At 45.6% G+C, this 19,273-nt stretch carries 18 protein-coding genes and 1 pseudogene; 2 read left to right on the plus strand and 17 right to left on the minus strand.

Annotated features, from left to right (window positions below):
• Window positions 1–5 precede the first annotated feature (5 nt).
• The 10 genes from ABIN22_RS20110 to ABIN22_RS20155 form a co-directional block, all read right to left on the minus strand.
• A complete protein-coding gene (locus tag ABIN22_RS20110) occupies window positions 6–347 on the minus strand; it encodes a ribosomal-processing cysteine protease Prp (RefSeq protein ID WP_109730355.1) in 342 nt (113 codons plus the stop codon).
• A gap of 12 nt (window positions 348–359) precedes the next feature.
• The gene (rplU, locus tag ABIN22_RS20115; protein ID WP_109730354.1) at window positions 360–668 is read right to left on the minus strand and encodes a 50S ribosomal protein L21; all 309 of its coding nucleotides are present in this window, start codon (window positions 666–668) and stop codon (window positions 360–362) included.
• A gap of 102 nt (window positions 669–770) precedes the next feature.
• A complete protein-coding gene (locus ABIN22_RS20120; RefSeq protein ID WP_346910759.1) occupies window positions 771–1,556 on the minus strand; it encodes an amidohydrolase family protein in 786 nt (261 codons plus the stop codon).
• A 12-nt stretch (window positions 1,557–1,568) separates the two neighbouring features.
• Window positions 1,569–1,982 (minus strand): CBS domain-containing protein, encoded by a 414-nt coding sequence (locus tag ABIN22_RS20125; RefSeq protein ID WP_109730352.1) that lies wholly within the window; start codon window positions 1,980–1,982, stop codon window positions 1,569–1,571.
• 20 nt (window positions 1,983–2,002) lie between these two features.
• Window positions 2,003–3,322, minus strand: coding sequence for an aspartate kinase (locus ABIN22_RS20130; RefSeq protein ID WP_109730351.1), 1,320 nt, complete (start codon window positions 3,320–3,322; stop codon window positions 2,003–2,005).
• Window positions 3,323–3,546: 224 nt separating this feature from the next.
• On the minus strand, window positions 3,547–4,026 hold the full coding sequence (gene ybaK, locus ABIN22_RS20135; protein ID WP_118618789.1) for a Cys-tRNA(Pro) deacylase: 480 nt from the start codon (window positions 4,024–4,026) through the stop codon (window positions 3,547–3,549).
• 37 nt (window positions 4,027–4,063) lie between these two features.
• The gene (locus ABIN22_RS20140) at window positions 4,064–4,960 is read right to left on the minus strand and encodes an SPL family radical SAM protein (protein WP_109730349.1); all 897 of its coding nucleotides are present in this window, start codon (window positions 4,958–4,960) and stop codon (window positions 4,064–4,066) included.
• Window positions 4,961–5,195: 235 nt separating this feature from the next.
• Window positions 5,196–6,389 (minus strand): ribonuclease E/G, encoded by a 1,194-nt coding sequence (locus ABIN22_RS20145; protein ID WP_118618923.1) that lies wholly within the window; start codon window positions 6,387–6,389, stop codon window positions 5,196–5,198.
• Window positions 6,352–7,110 carry a TIGR03936 family radical SAM-associated protein gene (locus ABIN22_RS20150; protein WP_346910762.1) on the minus strand — a complete coding sequence of 253 codons (759 nt, stop codon included), beginning with the start codon at window positions 7,108–7,110 and terminating at the stop codon, window positions 6,352–6,354. The genes ABIN22_RS20145 and ABIN22_RS20150 overlap by 38 nt, the downstream gene beginning before the upstream one ends.
• A complete protein-coding gene (locus tag ABIN22_RS20155) occupies window positions 7,094–8,959 on the minus strand; it encodes a TIGR03960 family B12-binding radical SAM protein (protein WP_346910764.1) in 1,866 nt (621 codons plus the stop codon). The genes ABIN22_RS20150 and ABIN22_RS20155 overlap by 17 nt, the downstream gene beginning before the upstream one ends.
• Before the next feature lie 447 nt (window positions 8,960–9,406).
• On the opposite strand from ABIN22_RS20155, the gene ABIN22_RS20160 reads away from it, so the two are divergent.
• Complete coding sequence (locus tag ABIN22_RS20160; protein WP_346910766.1) at window positions 9,407–10,513, plus strand: DNA alkylation repair protein; 1,107 nt, start codon at window positions 9,407–9,409, stop codon at window positions 10,511–10,513.
• A 287-nt stretch (window positions 10,514–10,800) separates the two neighbouring features.
• Here ABIN22_RS20160 and ABIN22_RS20165 read toward each other — a convergent pair whose 3' ends face one another.
• From ABIN22_RS20165 to ABIN22_RS20195, 7 genes are all read right to left on the minus strand, one after another.
• Window positions 10,801–12,321 (minus strand): APC family permease, encoded by a 1,521-nt coding sequence (locus ABIN22_RS20165; protein WP_346910768.1) that lies wholly within the window; start codon window positions 12,319–12,321, stop codon window positions 10,801–10,803.
• Window positions 12,322–12,345: 24 nt separating this feature from the next.
• The gene (locus ABIN22_RS20170) at window positions 12,346–12,675 is read right to left on the minus strand and encodes a P-II family nitrogen regulator (RefSeq protein WP_346910770.1); all 330 of its coding nucleotides are present in this window, start codon (window positions 12,673–12,675) and stop codon (window positions 12,346–12,348) included.
• A gap of 132 nt (window positions 12,676–12,807) precedes the next feature.
• Window positions 12,808–13,935, minus strand: a complete 1,128-nt coding sequence (locus tag ABIN22_RS20175; RefSeq protein ID WP_118618777.1) for an iron-containing alcohol dehydrogenase family protein — start codon at window positions 13,933–13,935, stop codon at window positions 12,808–12,810.
• 16 nt (window positions 13,936–13,951) lie between these two features.
• Entirely contained in the window at window positions 13,952–15,301 is a 1,350-nt protein-coding gene (locus ABIN22_RS20180; RefSeq protein ID WP_346910772.1) for an aminotransferase class III-fold pyridoxal phosphate-dependent enzyme, read from the minus strand.
• 201 nt (window positions 15,302–15,502) lie between these two features.
• On the minus strand, window positions 15,503–16,213 hold the full coding sequence (locus tag ABIN22_RS20185; RefSeq protein ID WP_346910774.1) for a sulfite exporter TauE/SafE family protein: 711 nt from the start codon (window positions 16,211–16,213) through the stop codon (window positions 15,503–15,505).
• Window positions 16,214–16,286: 73 nt separating this feature from the next.
• Entirely contained in the window at window positions 16,287–17,462 is a 1,176-nt protein-coding gene (locus ABIN22_RS20190; RefSeq protein ID WP_346910776.1) for a PucR family transcriptional regulator, read from the minus strand.
• Window positions 17,463–17,632: 170 nt separating this feature from the next.
• The gene (locus ABIN22_RS20195) at window positions 17,633–18,244 is read right to left on the minus strand and encodes a recombinase family protein (RefSeq protein WP_346910778.1); all 612 of its coding nucleotides are present in this window, start codon (window positions 18,242–18,244) and stop codon (window positions 17,633–17,635) included.
• A 319-nt stretch (window positions 18,245–18,563) separates the two neighbouring features.
• Between ABIN22_RS20195 and ABIN22_RS20200 the strand changes: the two are divergent.
• Window positions 18,564–19,273 (plus strand): annotated as a pseudogene (locus ABIN22_RS20200) (hypothetical protein); the annotation flags it as partial.

A 19,273-nucleotide genomic window follows, 5' to 3' on the forward strand; every position in this document is an offset into this window, starting at 1 on the left:
GGTTATTACACCTCCTTGAAGATAATATCAATATATGGTTCATAGTCGCTGTCGTCTTCTATCTCTTCTAATCCAAGAATCATAGTCTTTAACAGCAGTTCAGCGTCATGTGCAGGATGATTCACAAACCGAAACTGAATCAGTCCATCTGCATCTTCTGAGTCATCTGTTACAACGGACGTCTCATCATCCGTGTATCTTTCGATTGCATTAATCGTGTTGATAATCAGTGCAGATGCTGCTGCGCATACGACATCCATGCCCTCATCTGCGAACCCGGCATGTCCCTGCGCATCGAATCCCACATATTCGTGCCTGTCGGTTTTATAAATGGTTACCTTAATCATTCTGTCACCAGATTATGCATTGATCTTGTCGATCTTTACTGCAGTATACTGCTGTCTGTGACCATTCTTTTTATGGTATCCAGATTTTCTCTTATACTTATAAACGACAACTTTTTTGCCTTTGCCGTCGCCAACTACAGAAGCTGTAACTGTTGCACCTTCTACTGTCGGGTTCCCAACGACAAGCTTGTCATTGTTCACTGCAAGTACCTGGTCAAATGTATAAGTTTCCCCAGCTTCTACCCCAAGTTTCTCTACTTTAATGATATCGCCTTCGGCTACTTTGTACTGTTTACCACCTGTTGCTATAATTGCGTACATATGGCACCTCCTATTATCATTACTCGCCAATTACGGTGTCTGCAGGGCAGAACTTCAAAACCTCATTGTGCGGCATACCGTTGTAGTATAGCATATCCATTTTTACAAAGTCAAGAGTTTTCTTGCATTTTCGTCAAGAATCTTCTGCTTTTCGTCCTCGCTTAACGGCAGGCTTTTCAAATATGCCACTGACTCCGCCTGGCCCGACCAGGGGGAATCTGTGGCAAACAAGATCTTATCCACACCATGCTCTCTTGCAATACGTACGAACTGCATATCATTGATTACACCGAAGACAACCGCTGTATCCAGATATACCTGCTTTCCAACAAGAAATCGTTCTACGTCATCCCAGCATTTGAAGCCTCCCATATGGGCAGCCACCATTTTCTCAGGGCATACCTCATCAATCACCTCTGCCGCCATCTGCGGGGTACAGTAAATACAATCCGGGTATCCCGGATCATACCCGCCGTGAACGGTAATGATAAGTCCCAGCTCTGATGCGTAAGACACAATACGCTTGTAACGGATATCATTAAACATCGTCTCCTGATAGGCTGGATGCAGCTTAATCCCTTTGAAACCAATATTCTTTAATTCTCTCAGCTCGGCCTTATAATCTGTGCTTTCCGGGTGGATTCCGCCAAAAGACAGAATCCGCCCCTCCAGAAATTGTGCTGCAAACCGGTTGATACTTTTAAACTGTGCCGGATTCGTCACTACAGGAAGGGCAACGGAAATATCCATTCCGGACTCTTCGGCAGACTGCTTAAGGCCATTGGCAGTCCCGTCTGTAAATGGTATCGTCTTACATCTGGAGCTTAAAAATTCTAATGTCTTACCTGCAATTTTATCAGGAAAAATGTGTGTATGAAAGTCTATCATGTTGTACCTCTGTTATTTGTCACAGTCATTCAGCTTATCATAACAATACTCTATGATGCTTCTGCGTGTAATGATCCCGATAAACTTATTCTGGTCATCCACAACAGGCACAAAATTCTGGTTCATCGCTTTTTTGACCAGATCCTCCATGTCTGCATCAGCAGCGACCACGTCGAATCTCGCTTTGCGCGGGAAATCGCGGATAAAGACCGTCTCGGCATCCTTGATGCTCAGATTCTTATAGTCCTTGATCCCCCAGAGCAGGTCGCCTTCCGTGATCGTACCTACAAATTCCCCCTGCCTGTTCAGCATGGGGATGGATGCATATTTGTGATACTCCATCGTTTCCAGTACCTGGCGCAGTGTACAGTCATCATATATGTATGCAACTTCAATTTTCGGTTTTAAGAAGAACAAAATGTTCATAATAAGTTAAATACCTTCCTTTAAATTTGTGTCAATACAAAAATCTCGTATAAAGCACGGATTGCATTTTTGAAATCATCGTGTCTGACACCTACGATGATGTTCAGCTCGCTGGACCCCTGGTCGATCATCTTGACATTGATGTGCGCGTGTGCCAGCGCCGAAAAAATCCTTCCCGCAGTTCCGCGTGTCGCGCGCATGCCGCGTCCCACAATGGCAATCAGTGCCAGATCAGATTCCAGCTCAATATGATCCGGATCGACAGCCTTGTGAATGCCTGCAAGTACCTGCTGTTCCTTCTCCTCGAACTCATCTTTGTGAACAAAGATAGTCATTGTATCAATTCCGGAAGGCATATGCTCGATGGAAACTTCATTCTCCTCGAACACCTGAAGCACCTTGCGGCAGAAACCAATCTCCGAGTTCATCATTGCTTTCTCAACTGTAATGGAGGCAAATCCATCTGTGCCCGCTATACCTGTAATCGTATACTTCGGCTGTCTGCATGTACCCTCCACGATCAGTGTCCCCTTATCCTGAGGGGCATTTGTATTGCGGATATTGATCGGGATTCCTGCTTTCCTTACCGGGAAAATGGCGTCTTCATGGAGCACACTCGCCCCCATGTAAGACAGCTCCCTTAGTTCTTTATAGGTAATTGTCTCGATAGACTTCGGATTCTTAACGATTCTCGGATCGGCAATCAAAAAGCCTGATACGTCGGTCCAGTTTTCATACAGGTCCGCTGATGCTGCAAGAGCAACGAGAGAGCCCGTTACATCAGATCCCCCTCTTGAAAAAGTAACTACGGTCCCGTCTTCTTTTGCCCCGTAGAATCCGGGTATGACAGCATATTCCGTCTTATCAAGGCGCCCGGATAATAGTGTATTCGTCACATCGTCATTAAAAGAACCATCCTCATTAAAGCGGACCACTTCAGCAGCATCAATGAATTCGAATCCAAGGTATGCTGCCATGATCTTACTGTTCAGATACTCTCCTCTGGATGCTGCATAATCCCTGCCCGCCTTTTTGCCGAAATTTTCGCGGATGATTTCAAAGTCCTTATCCAGGGAAAGAGTCAGATTCAATCCTTCTATAATTTCATTATATCTGTTCTGGATTGCAGAAAGTAAATCAGTGAAATTCTTTTCTTTCATTGCGGCGCCGTAACAGGTATAAAGCATGTCGGTTACTTTTGTATCATTCGAAAAGCGTTTTCCCGGTGCAGATGGTACGACATATCTTCTGGACCCGTCGGAACGGATGATTTCTCCTACCTTCTTAAACTGCTCGGCACTTGCCAAAGAACTTCCTCCAAATTTGACTACTTTTTTCATTCCTCTTTTCCTCCAATATCCTATAAAGGGAATCCATGTTACTGTTCACACCCTGCGGGCGTTCGCAGTAACGAATACCTTACTTTTTTCGCGTTCTCGGTACATTATTATACCCCACCTGAACCCGCTTGTAAATCTCTTATTCTTGATTTTTTTGCATTTTTTTACAGGACATCCTGCATTTTATGCACCAATTCCTCATTTTTAGATACTTTTATGCAAAATCAGAAGATTACATTTGCATACTTTGCATTCGATGCCTTTCTTAAATCTTCCGGTGAAAGTCTCAGCTGCATGCCGAGTTTGCCGCCGCTGACATAGATCTGTCCGAGTTGCTCTGCTGTCTCATTTATTATAGTAGGAAAAGATTTTTTCATCCCGATTGCCGTGCAGCCTCCCCTGACATACCCGGTGACCGCGGTAATCTCCTTAACGGGCAGCATCTCCAGAGATTTCTCCCCCACTGCCTTTGCCGCTTTTTTCAGATCCAGTTCTGCCTCTACCGGAATGACAAATACATAGTGTTCTTTACTCTTTCCGGTTGTGACCAGCGTCTTGTATACTAATTCATGTGCCAGCCCTGCCTTATCAGCAACACTGACCCCGTCTACAAACTGTTCACATTCATATGTCTCATATGAATAAGGGATCTTAAGTCTGTCAAGTATACGCATCGCATTTGTTTTCAATTCTTTCCTGCCCATGATTCCTCCTAAATGTAATTCCGGCCCCACCGTTTTTCTACAGGTCAAACAAGCTGAGCTGTTCAACCTTATAAGGCCGCCTGTAGCTTGATATAATATCCTTCATTCTATACAGGACCCCCGCCTTTTTACACTCTTCTTCAAACACTCTCCAGAGCTGCCGGGCCCTGGGACTCCTGCATTCATAAGAATTCCCGAAACGCTTTTGATACCGCGTTACCAGGTCTTTATCCGGAAACAGGCAGTTCAGCTTTTCATAATACCATTCTCTCTGGTTATCACGCAGTGTCATCCCGAATGCCGGATAAATGAATCTGGCCCCGGCTTCTCCTGCCATGCGCACGATTTCACAAATATTCTCATCTGTGTCTTCAATAAAAGGAAGCACCGGCATCAGAAGTATACCTGTATATATTCCCTGATCCGAGAGTTTACGGATCAGCCGAAACCTCTCGGAAGACACCGGTACACCCGGTTCCAGCTTCTTAGAAAGCGCATCGTCTGATGTTGTGATCGTGATTTTGCACAAAACCGGTGAATGTTCCCTGATATCACTTAATACATCAATATCCCGTTCAAGCAGTACGCTCTTCGTCGCTATTGCGATTCCAAACTCAAATGCATTGCATAGTTCCAACGCATGCCTTGTCAGTTCGAGCTTCTTTTCAAAAGGATTGTAAGGATCACTCATGGCCCCGGTAGAGATCACTCCACGCATTGTTTTTCTGCGCAGCTCGTCCCTGATAATCTGGAGTGCATTCTCCTTTGCCCGTACTGTATCAAATGAAGATACACCATAACATTCTGAACGGCTGTCACAATATATACAGCCATGACAGCAGCCTTTATATATATTCATATTATACTCCGTTCCAAACCAGGCTTCAGGCTTTTTTGAACGGGTAATGATTGTCTTTGCAGGAATATATTCCATCACCTGTTTCTCCTTTTTGTGCAGGCAGTTTCCTAAGTTGTTTGGCAATTGTATGAATGTATACAATCCATTTTAATTTCAAATCCTCATTTCAAAGTATATACTTTATCAAGAATTTAAATTGTATTATTGTATACATTTTAAAAGCTATCTTTCGAAAGAATATATGCTAGTTCAAATTTTCTCCTTATTGATTGTATACAAGGATACAATCAATAAAAATGATATAAAAAAATCACCTTCCAATGCTTTCATGTAAAGGTTTTCGAACTTTTTTCCGCGTCACCTCGACAAGCTGCAGCCCCGTCACATCAACCAGCGTTGACTGAATCGGGTCTTTTACCAGATACTGCCGGAATGCCCTGAGCAGTTCTTTCGTAGCATCTTCATCATCCAGATTAATAAAATCAACAATAATAATGCCTGAAAGATTCCTGATTCTCATCTGCTTCGCCACTTCTTTTGCCGCTTCCATGTTAATCTTCAGATAAGTGTCTGTCGGATTCTTTTTCGCAACACATTTTCCGGAATTCACGTCAATCACCGTCAGTGCCTCTGTATACTGGATGATCAGATAGGCCCCGTTTTTCAGCCATACCCTTTCCCCAAGTGCGCGGCTTAAAGTCGTTTCCGTATTATACAGCTTTGCAAGCGGCAGGCTGCTGTCATCATAGAGTCTCAGTTTTGTGAGATCCTCCGGCTGTTCTTTTTCATAATATTCCTTAACTTCTTCGTAGAGCTTTGCACCCTCAATTACGATTTCCGTGAGGCCTTCTGTATAAACGTTTTTCAGGTCTGTGATATAAGTATTAGGCGCATGCTGCAGGCAGGAAAAGCAGGTTCTGGACCCCGCTGTCTTTCTAAGGGTTTGAAAACTGCTTTCTAGTTCCTTTATCTCTCTCAAAACAGCAGAAAAATCGGCATCTTTTGCATTCGTCCGGATAATCAGCCCATATTCTTCGTTTTTCAGGGGCCGCAGCTGTTCCTTCAGTTCTTCCCTGAGAGACTTCGGCAGTTTTGAGGATGTTCCGATCCTTGTATTTCCGGTCGTCAGGATTGCATACCTGCCTGTAAAGCTCAAATTACTGCTCACCGTAGGCGCTTTCGTCTTGACTGCCTCTTTGCTGATCTGTACAATCAGTTCATCTCCGATGCAGAGGGGCTTTTTGCCTATTTTCTTTGTAAAAATGGCATTCGGTGCCTGACTGATATCATAATAACACTCAACGCCGCTTTCAATTTCAATGAAAGCGGCCCCGATATTCGCTACAATATTCTTCACTTTTCCAACGTATATGTTTCCGATGACATGCTGCTTCACAGCCCCGTCTCCGGCCGGTTCACAATGTATTTCCACTATCTCGTCATCTTCCAAAAGAAACATCCAGATCTTATCTTCCTCTTTCATCATGAGGATTTTCCGTGAAATCATTTTTATTTTCCTCTCCGTAAATTTCTGTCCCCATATCTTCCAGTGTTACAAGCCTGCGATCGCCGTTTGTTCCCATATCCGCATACATTTCCAGCCTGTGGTGTGCAAAGTCTGTCTCAGCCGGATCTATTCCCAGGAAGCCACAGAAAGCTTCCATTACAAGTCCCGGTTTCAGGTTTTCCACACTGCCCGATGCGACCTGCATATAAACAGAATCGCCCTCCGCTTCCAGCCGGTAGATCAACGGTTTGATATCCACTTCCTTCTCACTGCGCTTCGTCTGTTTCATGATACAGATTTCCGGCTGTTCCATGAATGCTGCTATCTTTTCCCACCAGTCATCCGGAAGTGTCCCCTTGGTGAGTCTTGTCCGGTAATCGGCTGCTGCTACGATCGCCATACCGGTCATCTTCTTTTCTTCGGCAATCTGCCGGAAACTGACCACTTCCATTCCATCTACCATCACTTGATTCAGCTGTCTGACAGCATCATGGCTGGATATGGGCTCTTTTAATTCAATATCAAAATATTCTCCGTCACTGGAAAGTCCGATTCCCAACGGGCTTGCAAACGACATGATCATATGCGGGCTGTATCCGCCTGTGAACGCAATCGGAATCCCGGCCCGCCTCATCGCCTTCTGAAAGAACCTCATTACATCAAGGTGTCCAATGAATCTCAAAGCCCCATATTTTTTAAATTTAATTCTTGCCTTCATAGCAGACACCCCCTCCAAATTGTACGGCCCCGCAGCCAGAACACTGCATCCGGCAGTTCGGTGTAACAGTTCCTGATTCAGCCCGCTCCCACTCCTTTTTCAAAAACTGCTTGCTGACTCCAATATCAATGAAGTCCCAGGGCAGCAGTTCGTCTAGCTCTCTTTTCCGGGTTGTATAGAATTCAATATCTACCTCCATATTGCCGAACGCCTCCATCCAGGGTTCATTGTGAAAGGATTCCGTCCACGAATCATAAAGGCAGCCCAGCCGGTATGCCTCCTCGATCACTTTCCCGACCTTCCTGTCCCCGCGGGCGAATACACCTTCCAGCACCGTTACATCCGCTTCATGCCAGTTATACTTCAGACTCTTCCGGTTCAGCTGTTCCTGAAATTCATGCTTCACAACGTAAGCCCTGTGAATATATTCTTCACTTGTACACATGGATGCCCACTGGAAAGGTGTGAACGGTTTCGGTACGAAGAATGACGAACTTGCCGTGATCTGGCACTTTCCATGCCTTTCTTCTTTCGGAATCTCATAATACCGGCGGGCAATCTTATCTGCAAGGCGGGCAATCTCCTTCATGTCTTCCTCTGTCTCTGTCGGGAGTCCAAGCATAAAATACAGCTTTACTTTAGACCACCCGCCTTCAAAAGCCTGTCCCGCGCCATCCAGAATGATTTCCTCCGTAAGGCCCTTATTAATAACATCGCGCAGGCGCTGGGAACCTGCCTCGGGAGCAAACGTAAGGCTGCTCCTCCGGATGTCCTGCACCTGGCTCATAACGTCAAGTGAAAAGGCATCGATACGCAGTGAAGGCAATGAAATATTTACGCCCTCCCCCTTAAACTCTTCGATTAAAAAGTCAACCAGTTCCTTCAACTGAGAGTAATCGCTGGAACTTAAGGAACTGAGCGAAATCTCTTCATGACCTGTATTTTTAAGCATAACTTTCGCATATTCTTTCAGGGTATCGACATCCCTCTCACGGGTAGGGCGGTACAGCATTCCGGCCTGGCAGAACCTGCATCCACGTATACAACCCCTCTGGATCTCCAGAACAACTCTGTCCTGCGTCGCTTTTATGAAGGGAACGATCGGTGCCTCCGGATACACGGCTTTTGTCATATCCATTACGACCTGTTTCTTTATTATAGAAGGAATACCTTCCCTGACAGGGCCAAATGATTTCAAAGTCCCATCTTCATGATATTTTGCCTCGTAGAACATTGGAACATAGAGCCCTTCGATATTTGCCGCCTTTACAAGAAACTCCTCGCGGCTGTCACCTCTGGCGCGGCTTGCCTTATACAGATCAAGAAGCTCATCGTAAACAGTTTCGCCTTCCCCAATATAAAAGATGTCAAAAAATTCTGCCAGTGGTTCCGGATTATAAGTACACGGGCCGCCGCCAATTACAACCGGATGCTCCCATGTCCTGTCCTTTGCATGCATCGGAATCTGGCTCAGTTCCAGAATCTGCAGGATATTTGTATAGCACATCTCATATTGGATGGTAATACCTAAAAAGTCAAAATCCTTAACTGGATCCTGTGATTCCAGCGCAAACAGAGGAATCTTTTCTTCTCTCATCACCTTGTCCAGATCAAGCCAGGGGGAATACACGCGTTCACACCATACATCCTCCCGCCTGTTGAACATATCATACAGGATCTGGATACCCAGATGGGACATCCCGATTTCATAGACGTCCGGGAAACACATTGCAAACCGCACGTCCACCTTACTTACGTCCTTATTTACCGAATTCACCTCATTCCCAATATAGCGGGCCGGTTTTTCAATTTTTAGTAATATCTCATCACTTAAAGCTAGTTTTCTCATATTTTTCCTCTCACTTTTGTTGCTATTCCACAAATTTGAAGTTGCCTTGTAAAGATGAAATTTCTCTCTTTTCAAATGATATTTATATCCTTATTCGCACTGTACATTTATACATTTCGATGTATAATGAGTCAAAAACAGGGGGTAGGTCACAAATAGCACTTTTTTTCAAATCTACACTACTATGCATAATTATTCCGCATTATGCAGCACTGCTCGATACAGAAGGATGATTTTCTGTAAATCCTGTATTGATGCAATCTTAGATATTATATACATTTTGAGGAAGAACTTCAAGTAGATATGTACGATCAATGACACCATAAGCCACCCTTAATACATTTTCGGATTGCGTTATTTGACATATCCACACGCGGATATTAAAATAAAAGATATTATATGTCCAATTTCATCGAAAAAGATGTATCAGATAAAAGGAGAAAGCAAATGCCCGAATTAATGAAAGACAAATATTATAATGCCAATTCAATTCATGAGTTGTCTTTACGAATCAAGGCTGTATATCCTTCGTTTCAGGCCAGTGATTTTGTAAGTGACATTATAGATAAAACCTGGGATGCATTAGCGCTGAAAGGCCGTATGCGGCAAATCACTACAAATTTGGGGAAATATTTGCCTTCTGATTATGAACAGGCGCTTGCTATCCTTGATCAGGTTGCTGCAGGGTATCCTGCAGGATTTCATGACAATGCACTCATTTATTTCCCGGATTTTGTTGAAGTCTATGGGCAGGATGAGCGCCATTGGGATTTGTCAATTGCTGCATTAGAGAGATACACCCAATACTCAACCGCAGAGTTTGCCGTAAGGTCATTTATTATAAACCATGAAAAGCGTATGATGGCGCAGATGTCCATATGGGCGGAGCATGACAATGAGCATGTCAGACGGCTTGCCAGTGAGGGCTGCCGTCCTGCGCTGCCGTGGGGACAAGCACTGACCAGCTTTAAAAAAGACCCCACATTAGTGCTTGGTATTTTAGAACAACTGAAAGAAGACCCCTCTCTTTATGTCCGCAAAAGCGTGGCCAATAATCTGAACGATATCTCCAAAACCCATCCTGACCTTGTGGTACAAACTGCAAGGGATTGGTATGGGAAAAATGAATATACCGATTGGATCATAAAACATGGATGCAGAACACTTCTGAAAAGGGGTAACAGGGATGTGCTGGCTATCTTTGGGGTTGCAGATGCCAGTTGTGTGGATATTTACGACTTCGCTCTGGGAGCCGCATCCGTTTCCATCGGGGAGGATATGACCTTTTCCTTTAAAGTCAGGGCGAAAAAGGCAGCTAAGGTACGGTTGGAGTATGGAGTTTATTATGTGAAAGCAAACGGTGGGCAAACCCGAAAAATCTTTCGAATAACGGAATCTTCATTTACGGCAAATCAAGAAAAAACATATGTAAAAACACACTCTTTTGCAGATTTAAGTTCAAGAAAACATTACCCCGGAATCCATTCCCTTGCACTTATTGCAAATGGTACTGAACAAGGCAGACTGGATTTTGAAGTATTGGCTACTGAATAACCTACTCTATTTGTCCTTATCTTATTTCTTGTGATCGCTTTTACATGCTAATTATAAGTGTAAATTTTGTTTATTGATTGCCTCTGCATAAAAAGTAATTATTATAATTTCATTATGATAACAGAACGAAAAATAAAAAAGAAGCACTGTATTTTCATTCTTAAAATACTATACTTCTTTTTTATTTTTATATCCTGTCTGCCATCCATTACCAGAAAACGGCCTGCGTTGACGGAAGTATCCCCGAGGCTTAAAATTACAGCAAAGGCTGAGAAAGGTCCGTCGTTTTATATTTTAGGATTCACCAAATTCCCCTGCACGGCATGTTCCCTGCCCTTTCCTTTTCTCATCCCCCTTACGACCTGCACATTTCCAAGGATCAGATAGTCCATCTCCCGTTTCGTGATGTTTACAAAACTTCTTCTGGAGCACAGATAAAAAACAGTTCCCATCAGGATCCATACGATCAGTGCTGCGAAGGACTGTGCTGCCATGAAAGCCGGCGATCCCGGGATCACCAGAAGCAGAAGGATTGCTACAGAGAAGACACATCCTGTCATGGCAACCGCCGGATGGATACGGTTTGTATCTGTGGGGTCGCCATATTTTTTTAATAGGATAAAGGCGCCGGCACAAGTAAAGAAATACCCGAAGGCAGTACCTACCGAACACATGTCAACCACCCATCCGATGACCTCTCTCCCGAAAAATGGGCATACACAGCAGACAATCATCGTGAACACCACACAGGCAGACGGAGTTTTATGTTTGGGATGGATCTTCTCAAATGCAGAAGGCAGCATTTTAGCCCTCGCCATCCCAAAGAGCAGACGGCTGGACGTCATAAAAAAGCCGTTCATTCCTGTGAATATTCCCATGCATACTGCGATCACTACAAAGCCTACACCCAGCCTTCCCATTGTCATTTCCAAGATTGCACCAGTATGCCACTTCACAGGTATCCCATCTGCATCTGTTAAAGACAGTACATCCTGCCACGGGATCACACAGTCGGTGACCAGCGCCATAGCTCCATAGATCACAGCCCCTACGATCAATGCTGTGATGATCAGCAGTTTACATTTCTGTGGCGGAAAATCATATTCCTCCGCCGCCTGTGGAATGCAGTCGAATCCGACATATAAAAACGGTGCCAGCGCCAGAATGGATATGAACCCGTCTTTCAAAGATTTCCCTGCCCCATAAGCCGGCTGCAGATTGGATGCATCAAAGTGGCCTGTCAATACGGTTCCGGCTACTGAAACCAGGACAGCCGCACACATGACAAGCACCATGACCAGCTGCAGATTGCCAACTGATTTTGCTCCCCGGTAATTCATGACCCCAAACAGGACAATGAAAAATACGGCAAGGGCCACTTCTCCCGCATATACATCATATCCCGCGATGGTATACAGATAGCCTCTGGTGAATACACCCGGAAAAATGTAAGATGCCAGCACCGGAAGGGCTGTAGCGTTTAACGCGACAATGGACAGGTAGCCCAGAGAAAGCATCCAGCCACAGACATAAGATGCCGTCCGTCCAAATCCCTTATAGGCATAGGCAAATTCCCCGCCGGCAACCGGGAATTTTGCGATCATGTAGGAATAACTGTATCCCACCACGATCATCAGAAGGGCTCCCGCCAAAAATCCCAGCAGCAGCGGCAGCGTGCCCCCGGCCCGCTCCGTCCACAGACTACCCTGTATAAAGCAGCCCCAGCCAATGATGGATCCGACTGCAACCGCCCAGATGGCTCCCGGCCCCATAGATTTCTTTAATTTTGCTCTCTTCTTTCTTTCCATACCATCCCTTCTTTCTTGTCACACTCAATCCTCATCTCTGGATTCTTCGCTGATCGTATACTCTTCCTCTATGTTGGAAACAAAAATCTTTCCATCACCAAAATGACCATTCTGGCCGCTCTTGGCACTGTGGATTATGATATCTACTGCCTCATCCTTTTCTTTATCTGTGACTGTGACATACAGCATGGTTTTTGCCATCTCCTGATAAAGCACATCCCCCACCTGTATCCCTTTCTCTCTGCCTCTTCCGGATATAGACCATTTCGAGAATGCATAATAACCTTCTTCTTCCAGTGCTTTGATAACATCCATGACCTTTTCCGGCCGGACGATTGCCGTAATCAATTTCATCTAAAAACTCCTTTCCTTCTACGACAAAAGGAGCCTGAGCATAAACCCAGACTCCTTTGTCTTTTTCGTCTATACTATATCACAACCTTCATGTTTATACAAGAGACTCTCCCTATTGGCAGAATTTCCGGATCAGCTGCCACATGCCATGCGGTAATACATTTCCCTGAGCATATCATCCGTAATCTCCACAGGGTTGTTATAAAGATTGGGATGTCTGCTGATTCTTATCAATTCCTCAATCTGCTCCTGTGTCAAGTTTAGATCCTTTAAATCTGTCCGAAGCCCAAGTTTCATTTTCAGGCTGCGTATTTTTTCTGCCATCCCCTCTACACCGTCAAAACCCAAATCATCCGCAAAACTTTCCAGTCTCCTGCTCTCCGCTTCCGCATTTATTTTCGCAAAATAATCAATGGTAAGCCCACAGGCTTCCCCGTGCGGGATATGATACAGGTTGGTCAGTGGAAAAGAACACGCATGGGATGCCGTTGTTTTTGGCAGCGTAAATGCCATTCCAGCGATCAAAGACGCTTCTGCCATCTTTTCACGGGCTTCTTTATCGCTGCCATTCATGCAGGCTCTCTCTAAATATGTAAAAACCAGCCTGCACGCATGTCTGGCCAGAGCATCGCATACTGGCTGATGCCCTTTGCTCCAAAAGCCCTCCAGTGCATGACAGAGTACATCAATCCCTGTACTGGCTGTCACACCCGGCGGCATAGAATAAGTCAGTTCCGGATCTATGAGTGCCAGAGTGGGATAAAAACCATCCGACACGATAGGTGATTTTTCTCCCTCTGCGTGGTTGGTAAGTACAGACACGCAGGTCACTTCACTGCCGGTCCCGGCTGTGGTGGGAATTGCAATGAGCGGGAGATGCTCCTGAGGCATTGCCACTCCTGTCCCATGGTATTTTCGTATGGAATCCTCTGTCATACAGATGCTGGCAGCCGCTTTCGCACAGTCAAGTGCACTTCCGCCGCCCAGTGCCACTACAAATCCATGTTTATTCTTGCGGATAATCGCTGCACAGGTATCCACCTCTTTCACATCCGGGTTTGGCGATACCTCCCCATATATCCCGGTCAGCACTCCGCCGCTTTCAGATAACAGCTGCTCTGCAAGGCCGCTGGAAAGGAAAAACGGGTCACTGACCAAAAGCCCATTTTTGCATCCTATAGCCTTGGCTGCCTCCCTGATCCTTTTTCTGCTGCCGTCACCAAACCAGATCTTAACTGGCTGTAGATATTCCCAATTCATAAAATACCTCCCCTCATCACTGGATCTCTCCAGATGCAATCTTTTCATCCACCATAGTCAGCACTTCATCCAAAATTGGAAGATACTCCCCCAGCTCCTGTCTTGTAATGATAAGGGGCGGGCAGATTTCAATGAAGTTTTCCCTTCCGAACGTTGCGAAGCCTCGTTTTTTTAATTCAGCAAAAATCCACGTCATCCACGGGCCGGGTACTCCGTATTCCTGCATAGGCTCTCTGGTTTCTTTATTCTTGACAACCTCCAGTGCACCAAACAGCCCGATGCACCTTGCTTCCCCGATGCAGGCATGCTTCTTTACCATCTCATGCATGAAAGGAGCCACAATGGTGTGCATATCAGATACATGCTTCTCAATTTCATGGTCTTTGTAGTAGTTCATGGCTGCCACACCGGCCGCACAGGCAAGAGTATGCCCAGAGTAGGTCAGCCCACAGGGGAGGACGTTCTCTTCAAAATAAGAGGCCACCCGTTTATTCACAATTACCCCTCCCAGCTGTACATAGCCGCAGGTCACACCCTTGGCAAAGGTGATCATATCCGGTTTGAAATCAAAATTCTGCCATCCAAACCATTTCCCGGTACGGAAAAAACCTGCCATTACTTCATCACAGATCATCAGGATGCCGTATTGGTCACACAGTTTCCGGATACCTTCCATGTATCCTTTTGGCGGAAGGATGACCCCGTTGGCTCCCACGACCGACTCCATCAGGACTGCCGCTACATTCTGCGTTCCTTCATATCTTAACTGCAGGTCCAGCTCTGCCAACGCTTTCTTCGTCACCTTCTCATCATCCACGCCATAAGTATATCCATCCCGGTACATCTGCGGGTTCATGAATTTCACAAACCCATTCGCCCCTCCTATCTCAGCAGCAAACCTGCGCCAGTCACCTGAGGCGTTGGAAGCGGCCAGGGTTGCCCCGTGATAGCTCCTGTAGCAGGAGAAGATTTTCGTCCTGCCGGTCACAATCCGTGCCATTTTAATCGCATTCTCATTGGATTCTGCCCCGCCATTGGTAAAGAACACCCTCTTAAAGGTCTCTTCCCCTGCCGCCTCTACCAGCATTTTCGCAAGCAGGCTCTTGGGTTCTGATGCATAGGCAGGAGACATGAAGCACATCAGCTCTGCCTGTTTCTGAATGGCTGTTGTGATCTCCGGCAGGCTGTGCCCCAGATTGGAACATACCAGCAGAGAGGACATATCCGCATACTTTTTGCCGTCATAATCCCAAAAATAAATCCCTTTTGCCTCTTTTACCGGTACTGCCTCGCCCCCTGCTTTATTCCATGACTGCATAATGTACTGCTGATGCATATCTGCTACTTCTTTTCCTGTTAAACTCATGATCTATTCTCCTTTCGCATGCGCCAAACAACAAAGAAAGGCGCCGGTTCCGGACTGCATATCCGTAACTGACACCTTTGTCTCTGCCTTTTGTATTTCCTTGCTGAGCTTATCTTAACCTTTTCAGAAAATGGATACAAGGTTCACAATGACAAAGATTTTTGTGCATGTGCACAGGTACCACAGCATACGGTATAAGGCTCAAAGCAGTAAAGAGGCACCGGAGATGATCAGCAGAATATATGTGATTGTCAAAAAATGTTTCTGACTGATCTTGCGGTAAAGGTAATTGCCCAGGGCGATTGACAAGACCAGCGGCAGGATGCTGACTGCCGCGGCAGACAAGTTGTGTACAGTATAGTATCCCGCCTGATAATGGGCCGGCATCAGAAGGGCGTTTAAAATCACCCACACCGGAGCCATAGTAGCGCGAAATTCCTGTTTATCCTTCAGGACTGTGACCGCATAGACTACCAGGAGCGCACCGCCGGACAAAAACATACCATGTATGATGCCGGAAGCAAACACTACAAAAAGCATCATCCAGGACGGAAGGGGTATTTCTTTTTTAAACAGCAATTTTTTTAGCGCCAACAGGATCACCAGTACAGCATAAAGCTTCAGCAGCATCTGCAGGGGCAGCCTGTCAAAAAGCCAGATCCCGGCCAGCATTCCGGCCGCCATGCCACAAACAATCCGCAGAAGGATCCCATACTGAATCTGGTGTCGGTTCTGGAGCGTGATGACGAGGCATGTTGCTAACGTAAAGAGGTTCAGAACCGCCTTTGCCTCTTCCACTCCCACAAGCCCTATGGAAAAGGGCATAGCCAGCAGCGTGCCTGCAAACCCGGTAATCGTCTGGATGGTGTTGGACAAAAATAAAATGATTTGGAACATTATTTCATGTAACATAGCCAGCCTCCTGTCTTTTTTTGTGCAAGAATCTACAAAAGGCAGAGGCTATACGTCAGGATCAGGGATCACGTCATTGAATTTCCTGCAGCATAAGGGCTATCATAATCTTTGTTCGGCTGTATGGCTCATTTACAGGCATCTGAATAATCTCTTCAATCTTACGCAGTTTGTAAGCCACAGAGTTTCGGTGCAGGTGAAGCCGGGCGGCGGCCTCCTGCGTGCTACAGCCCAGTTCAAAGAATTTTTTCAGGAAATAAAGATAATCCGTCTCATTTATATGGTCATACTTTTCCAGGCAGCCCAGTGTTTCGGTATAGTATTCCTCCCGCACTTCTTCCTTCAAAGAAAGGAACAATTTGTATGCCCCCATCCTAGAATAAGACAAAGGGGTATTTTTCTGCCCCCTCTTTTTCTGGAGGCTTTTTACACGTTCTGCCTGTTCAAAAGATTCCCCCAGCCTGTAAGCGCCGCCCACTGTGCTTCCGCTCCCCATATAGCATGAGAGTCCAAAGTCTGAAAACGGCCTGCCATGCAGCTTTTTGGTGAAGTCTGACATCCGTCCTTCCGCCTGTTCTTCTGTCATATTGCAGAAAAGGACAATGATATCCCCTTCATTCTCTATGACAGCAGTATATCTCTGGCGGACCCGAAAAAAATCCGAACTGAAATGCACCAGTTTTTTTAGCAGCTCCGGTTTAGGGCGAAGCCCTTCCCTATCCCAGATTTCAATGACCGTCACGCAGTACAGCCATTCCGGTTTATATCCATGCTTCTTTAATACCGGCAGATACAGCTCTGTATGGTCCGGCAAAAAGAAAGCATTCTTTAGAGCAGCTTCCACTTCCAGGCCTCTCATATCATCCAGAAGGATCTGCCTGGTAAATTCACGCATGATATTTGCCATATGGACCCGCCAGGGTACGGAAAAGATAGGAAAACCGTTTTCATTTCCAAAAGCAAGGACTTCTGCCGGGATTTCCTTAATATAAGGCCCCAGATTGACGACCATTCCGGCCGCCTGCCGCCTCTGGTTGAGGACAGCCAGTTCCAGCAGGCCCTCCATATCTTTTAGTGCAATCCCGGTTGTAAACGCTACCTCATCCCCTTCCAAAAAAGAAGATATCTCGGTCCCTTCTACCATATGTACCCAGCGGACTGTGTGGTCGAGTCCCTGCTCCCCGGCAACAAGCGTGATATCCTCTTTTGTTTTTACATCCTCATATAACTGCCGCAACGTAACTGCCATCTTATATCCCGCCTCCTTAGCAATGCAAAAAGGACAACGAAGCCTAATTTGAACTTCGTTGTCCTGCGCACATTATAATGGATTCTGTTTAATATTGCAAGATGATAATCCTTCTTTATGGTTTTCCATCTGCACAATCGGATTGCTGCCTGATATAAGCAGCCTGTTCTTCATCCTTTTTTATCCCTGTTTTTTCGCCGTATGAGCCAGCGCAGTTCTTCCCTGCTCAAATGGAGCTGCACTGCCATTTCCGAAAAGTCCATGCGCCCATCATGCCATGATTCAAAACAGGTATCAAAGCCCTTTGGATAGGGCTTGCGTGGTCTGCCTAAGTGCTTGCCCTGCGCCTTGGCAATGGCAATCCCTTCCGCCTGCCGCTGGCGGTTATATTCACGCTCTGTCTGCGCCACATAAGAGAGAAGCTGCAACACGATATCGGAAATGAGCGTACCGATCAAGTCCTTATTGGTTCGGGTGTCCAGTATCGGCATATCAATGATGACGATATCCGCCTTCACCTCCTTGACGATATAACGCCACTCGCTCTGTATTTCCTCATAATTGCGCCCCAGCCTGTCAATGGACTTCACCACAAGGACATCCCCTTCTTTGAGCCTTTTTCGCAGTTTCTGATAGCTTGGCCGTTTAAAATCCTTGCCGGACAGCCTGTCAGCATAGATATGCTTTTCCACGATTCCCCAGCGGAGCAGTTCCTGACGCTGACGCTCGATATTCTGGTCTATGCTGGAAACCCGCATGTAGCCATAAAAATTCTTCTTCAAATAAAAACACCTCCTGTTCTAGTATTTACAGGAGGATGAGTGAATAGTCCAGAAGCATATATTGAATTGTGCGAAGGTATGCCTTTGCACAAATGAATTTTCTTATATTTCCACACTATAAATTTTACATGATTTTCCTCTAAAAAACAAGCACTTTCACGGCAATAGAACGATTATAAGCCCAAGCACTAAAGGCATACCTTAATACAATCATAAACCTGTGAAAAGGAATTCTCACCCGCTGGGTGTCTGTCTAATCATTACATTAAGGCTATGTTTTCCACCTTGTGAACGACTATGGAAAAGGAGAGGAATAGAAATGGCAGATAAGAAAAAACAAAGTGCCGTTGTCGTGGTTGCCACGGTCATGAGTATCACATCCGTGCTTTCACCTGTTGCCACGGTTTACGCAGCAGACGCAGAGGCAACGGTTGTACAGCAGGCAGAATCAACAGAAATCAGGGAAAATGCCCCTCCGATCACACTGCCGCAGGAACTGTCAGGGAATGATGGACAGGCTTTGCAGGACATTGCTTTGCCGGATGGATGGAGCTGGACGGACGGAAACACCATCATCAGCAAGGAAAAACCGGAATACCCTGCCAGAATCGCAGTGGACGATAAAACGTATGATTACAGCGCAGTAGAGGGTTACAATGCGGATGGGCATTATGTGGAATGTAATCTAGCTGTAACAGCCATAGAACAGAAGCCAGTTACAGAGAGTGCGCCAAAGGCTGATACCCTTAGTTTAGATAAAGGCGTACTTTCAATTCCAAATGCGGGAGATGTCACAATCAACGATACAAACTTCCCAGACAGTGCGTTTAGGGATTATGTAAAGAAATTTGATACAGATGACAGCGGAAATTTATCACAGGCAGAAATCAATGCAGTAACGCAGATTGATGTCGGCTTTCAGGGAATTTCAGATTTAACCGGAATCGGATATTTTACAAACTTGCAGTATCTGGCATGTAATAACAATCCCAGCTTAACAAGCCTTGATGTCAGCGGGTTCACTGGCTT

This window comes from Faecalicatena orotica, assembly GCF_905197545.1.
GTDB classification, from domain to species: domain Bacteria; phylum Bacillota; class Clostridia; order Lachnospirales; family Lachnospiraceae; genus Faecalicatena_A; species Faecalicatena_A orotica.

Bases quoted from the DNA above. Each gene is read 5' to 3' on its own strand.
- ABIN22_RS20110 (WP_109730355.1), bottom strand. From the start codon at position 347: ATGATTAAGGTAACCATTTATAAAACCGACAGGCACGAATATGTGGGA.
- rplU (WP_109730354.1), bottom strand. From the start codon at position 668: ATGTACGCAATTATAGCAACAGGTGGTAAACAGTACAAAGTAGCCGAA.
- ABIN22_RS20120 (WP_346910759.1), bottom strand. From the start codon at position 1,556: ATGATAGACTTTCATACACACATTTTTCCTGATAAAATTGCAGGTAAG.
- ABIN22_RS20125 (WP_109730352.1), bottom strand. From the start codon at position 1,982: ATGAACATTTTGTTCTTCTTAAAACCGAAAATTGAAGTTGCATACATA.
- ABIN22_RS20130 (WP_109730351.1), bottom strand. From the start codon at position 3,322: ATGAAAAAAGTAGTCAAATTTGGAGGAAGTTCTTTGGCAAGTGCCGAG.
- ybaK (WP_118618789.1), bottom strand. From the start codon at position 4,026: ATGGGCAGGAAAGAATTGAAAACAAATGCGATGCGTATACTTGACAGA.
- ABIN22_RS20140 (WP_109730349.1), bottom strand. From the start codon at position 4,960: ATGGAATATATTCCTGCAAAGACAATCATTACCCGTTCAAAAAAGCCT.
- ABIN22_RS20150 (WP_346910762.1), bottom strand. From the start codon at position 7,110: ATGAAGGCAAGAATTAAATTTAAAAAATATGGGGCTTTGAGATTCATT.
- ABIN22_RS20155 (WP_346910764.1), bottom strand. From the start codon at position 8,959: ATGAGAAAACTAGCTTTAAGTGATGAGATATTACTAAAAATTGAAAAA.
- ABIN22_RS20160 (WP_346910766.1), top strand. From the start codon at position 9,407: ATGCCCGAATTAATGAAAGACAAATATTATAATGCCAATTCAATTCAT.
- ABIN22_RS20165 (WP_346910768.1), bottom strand. From the start codon at position 12,321: ATGGAAAGAAAGAAGAGAGCAAAATTAAAGAAATCTATGGGGCCGGGA.
- ABIN22_RS20170 (WP_346910770.1), bottom strand. From the start codon at position 12,675: ATGAAATTGATTACGGCAATCGTCCGGCCGGAAAAGGTCATGGATGTT.
- ABIN22_RS20175 (WP_118618777.1), bottom strand. From the start codon at position 13,935: ATGAATTGGGAATATCTACAGCCAGTTAAGATCTGGTTTGGTGACGGC.
- ABIN22_RS20180 (WP_346910772.1), bottom strand. From the start codon at position 15,301: ATGAGTTTAACAGGAAAAGAAGTAGCAGATATGCATCAGCAGTACATT.
- ABIN22_RS20185 (WP_346910774.1), bottom strand. From the start codon at position 16,213: ATGTTACATGAAATAATGTTCCAAATCATTTTATTTTTGTCCAACACC.
- ABIN22_RS20190 (WP_346910776.1), bottom strand. From the start codon at position 17,462: ATGGCAGTTACGTTGCGGCAGTTATATGAGGATGTAAAAACAAAAGAG.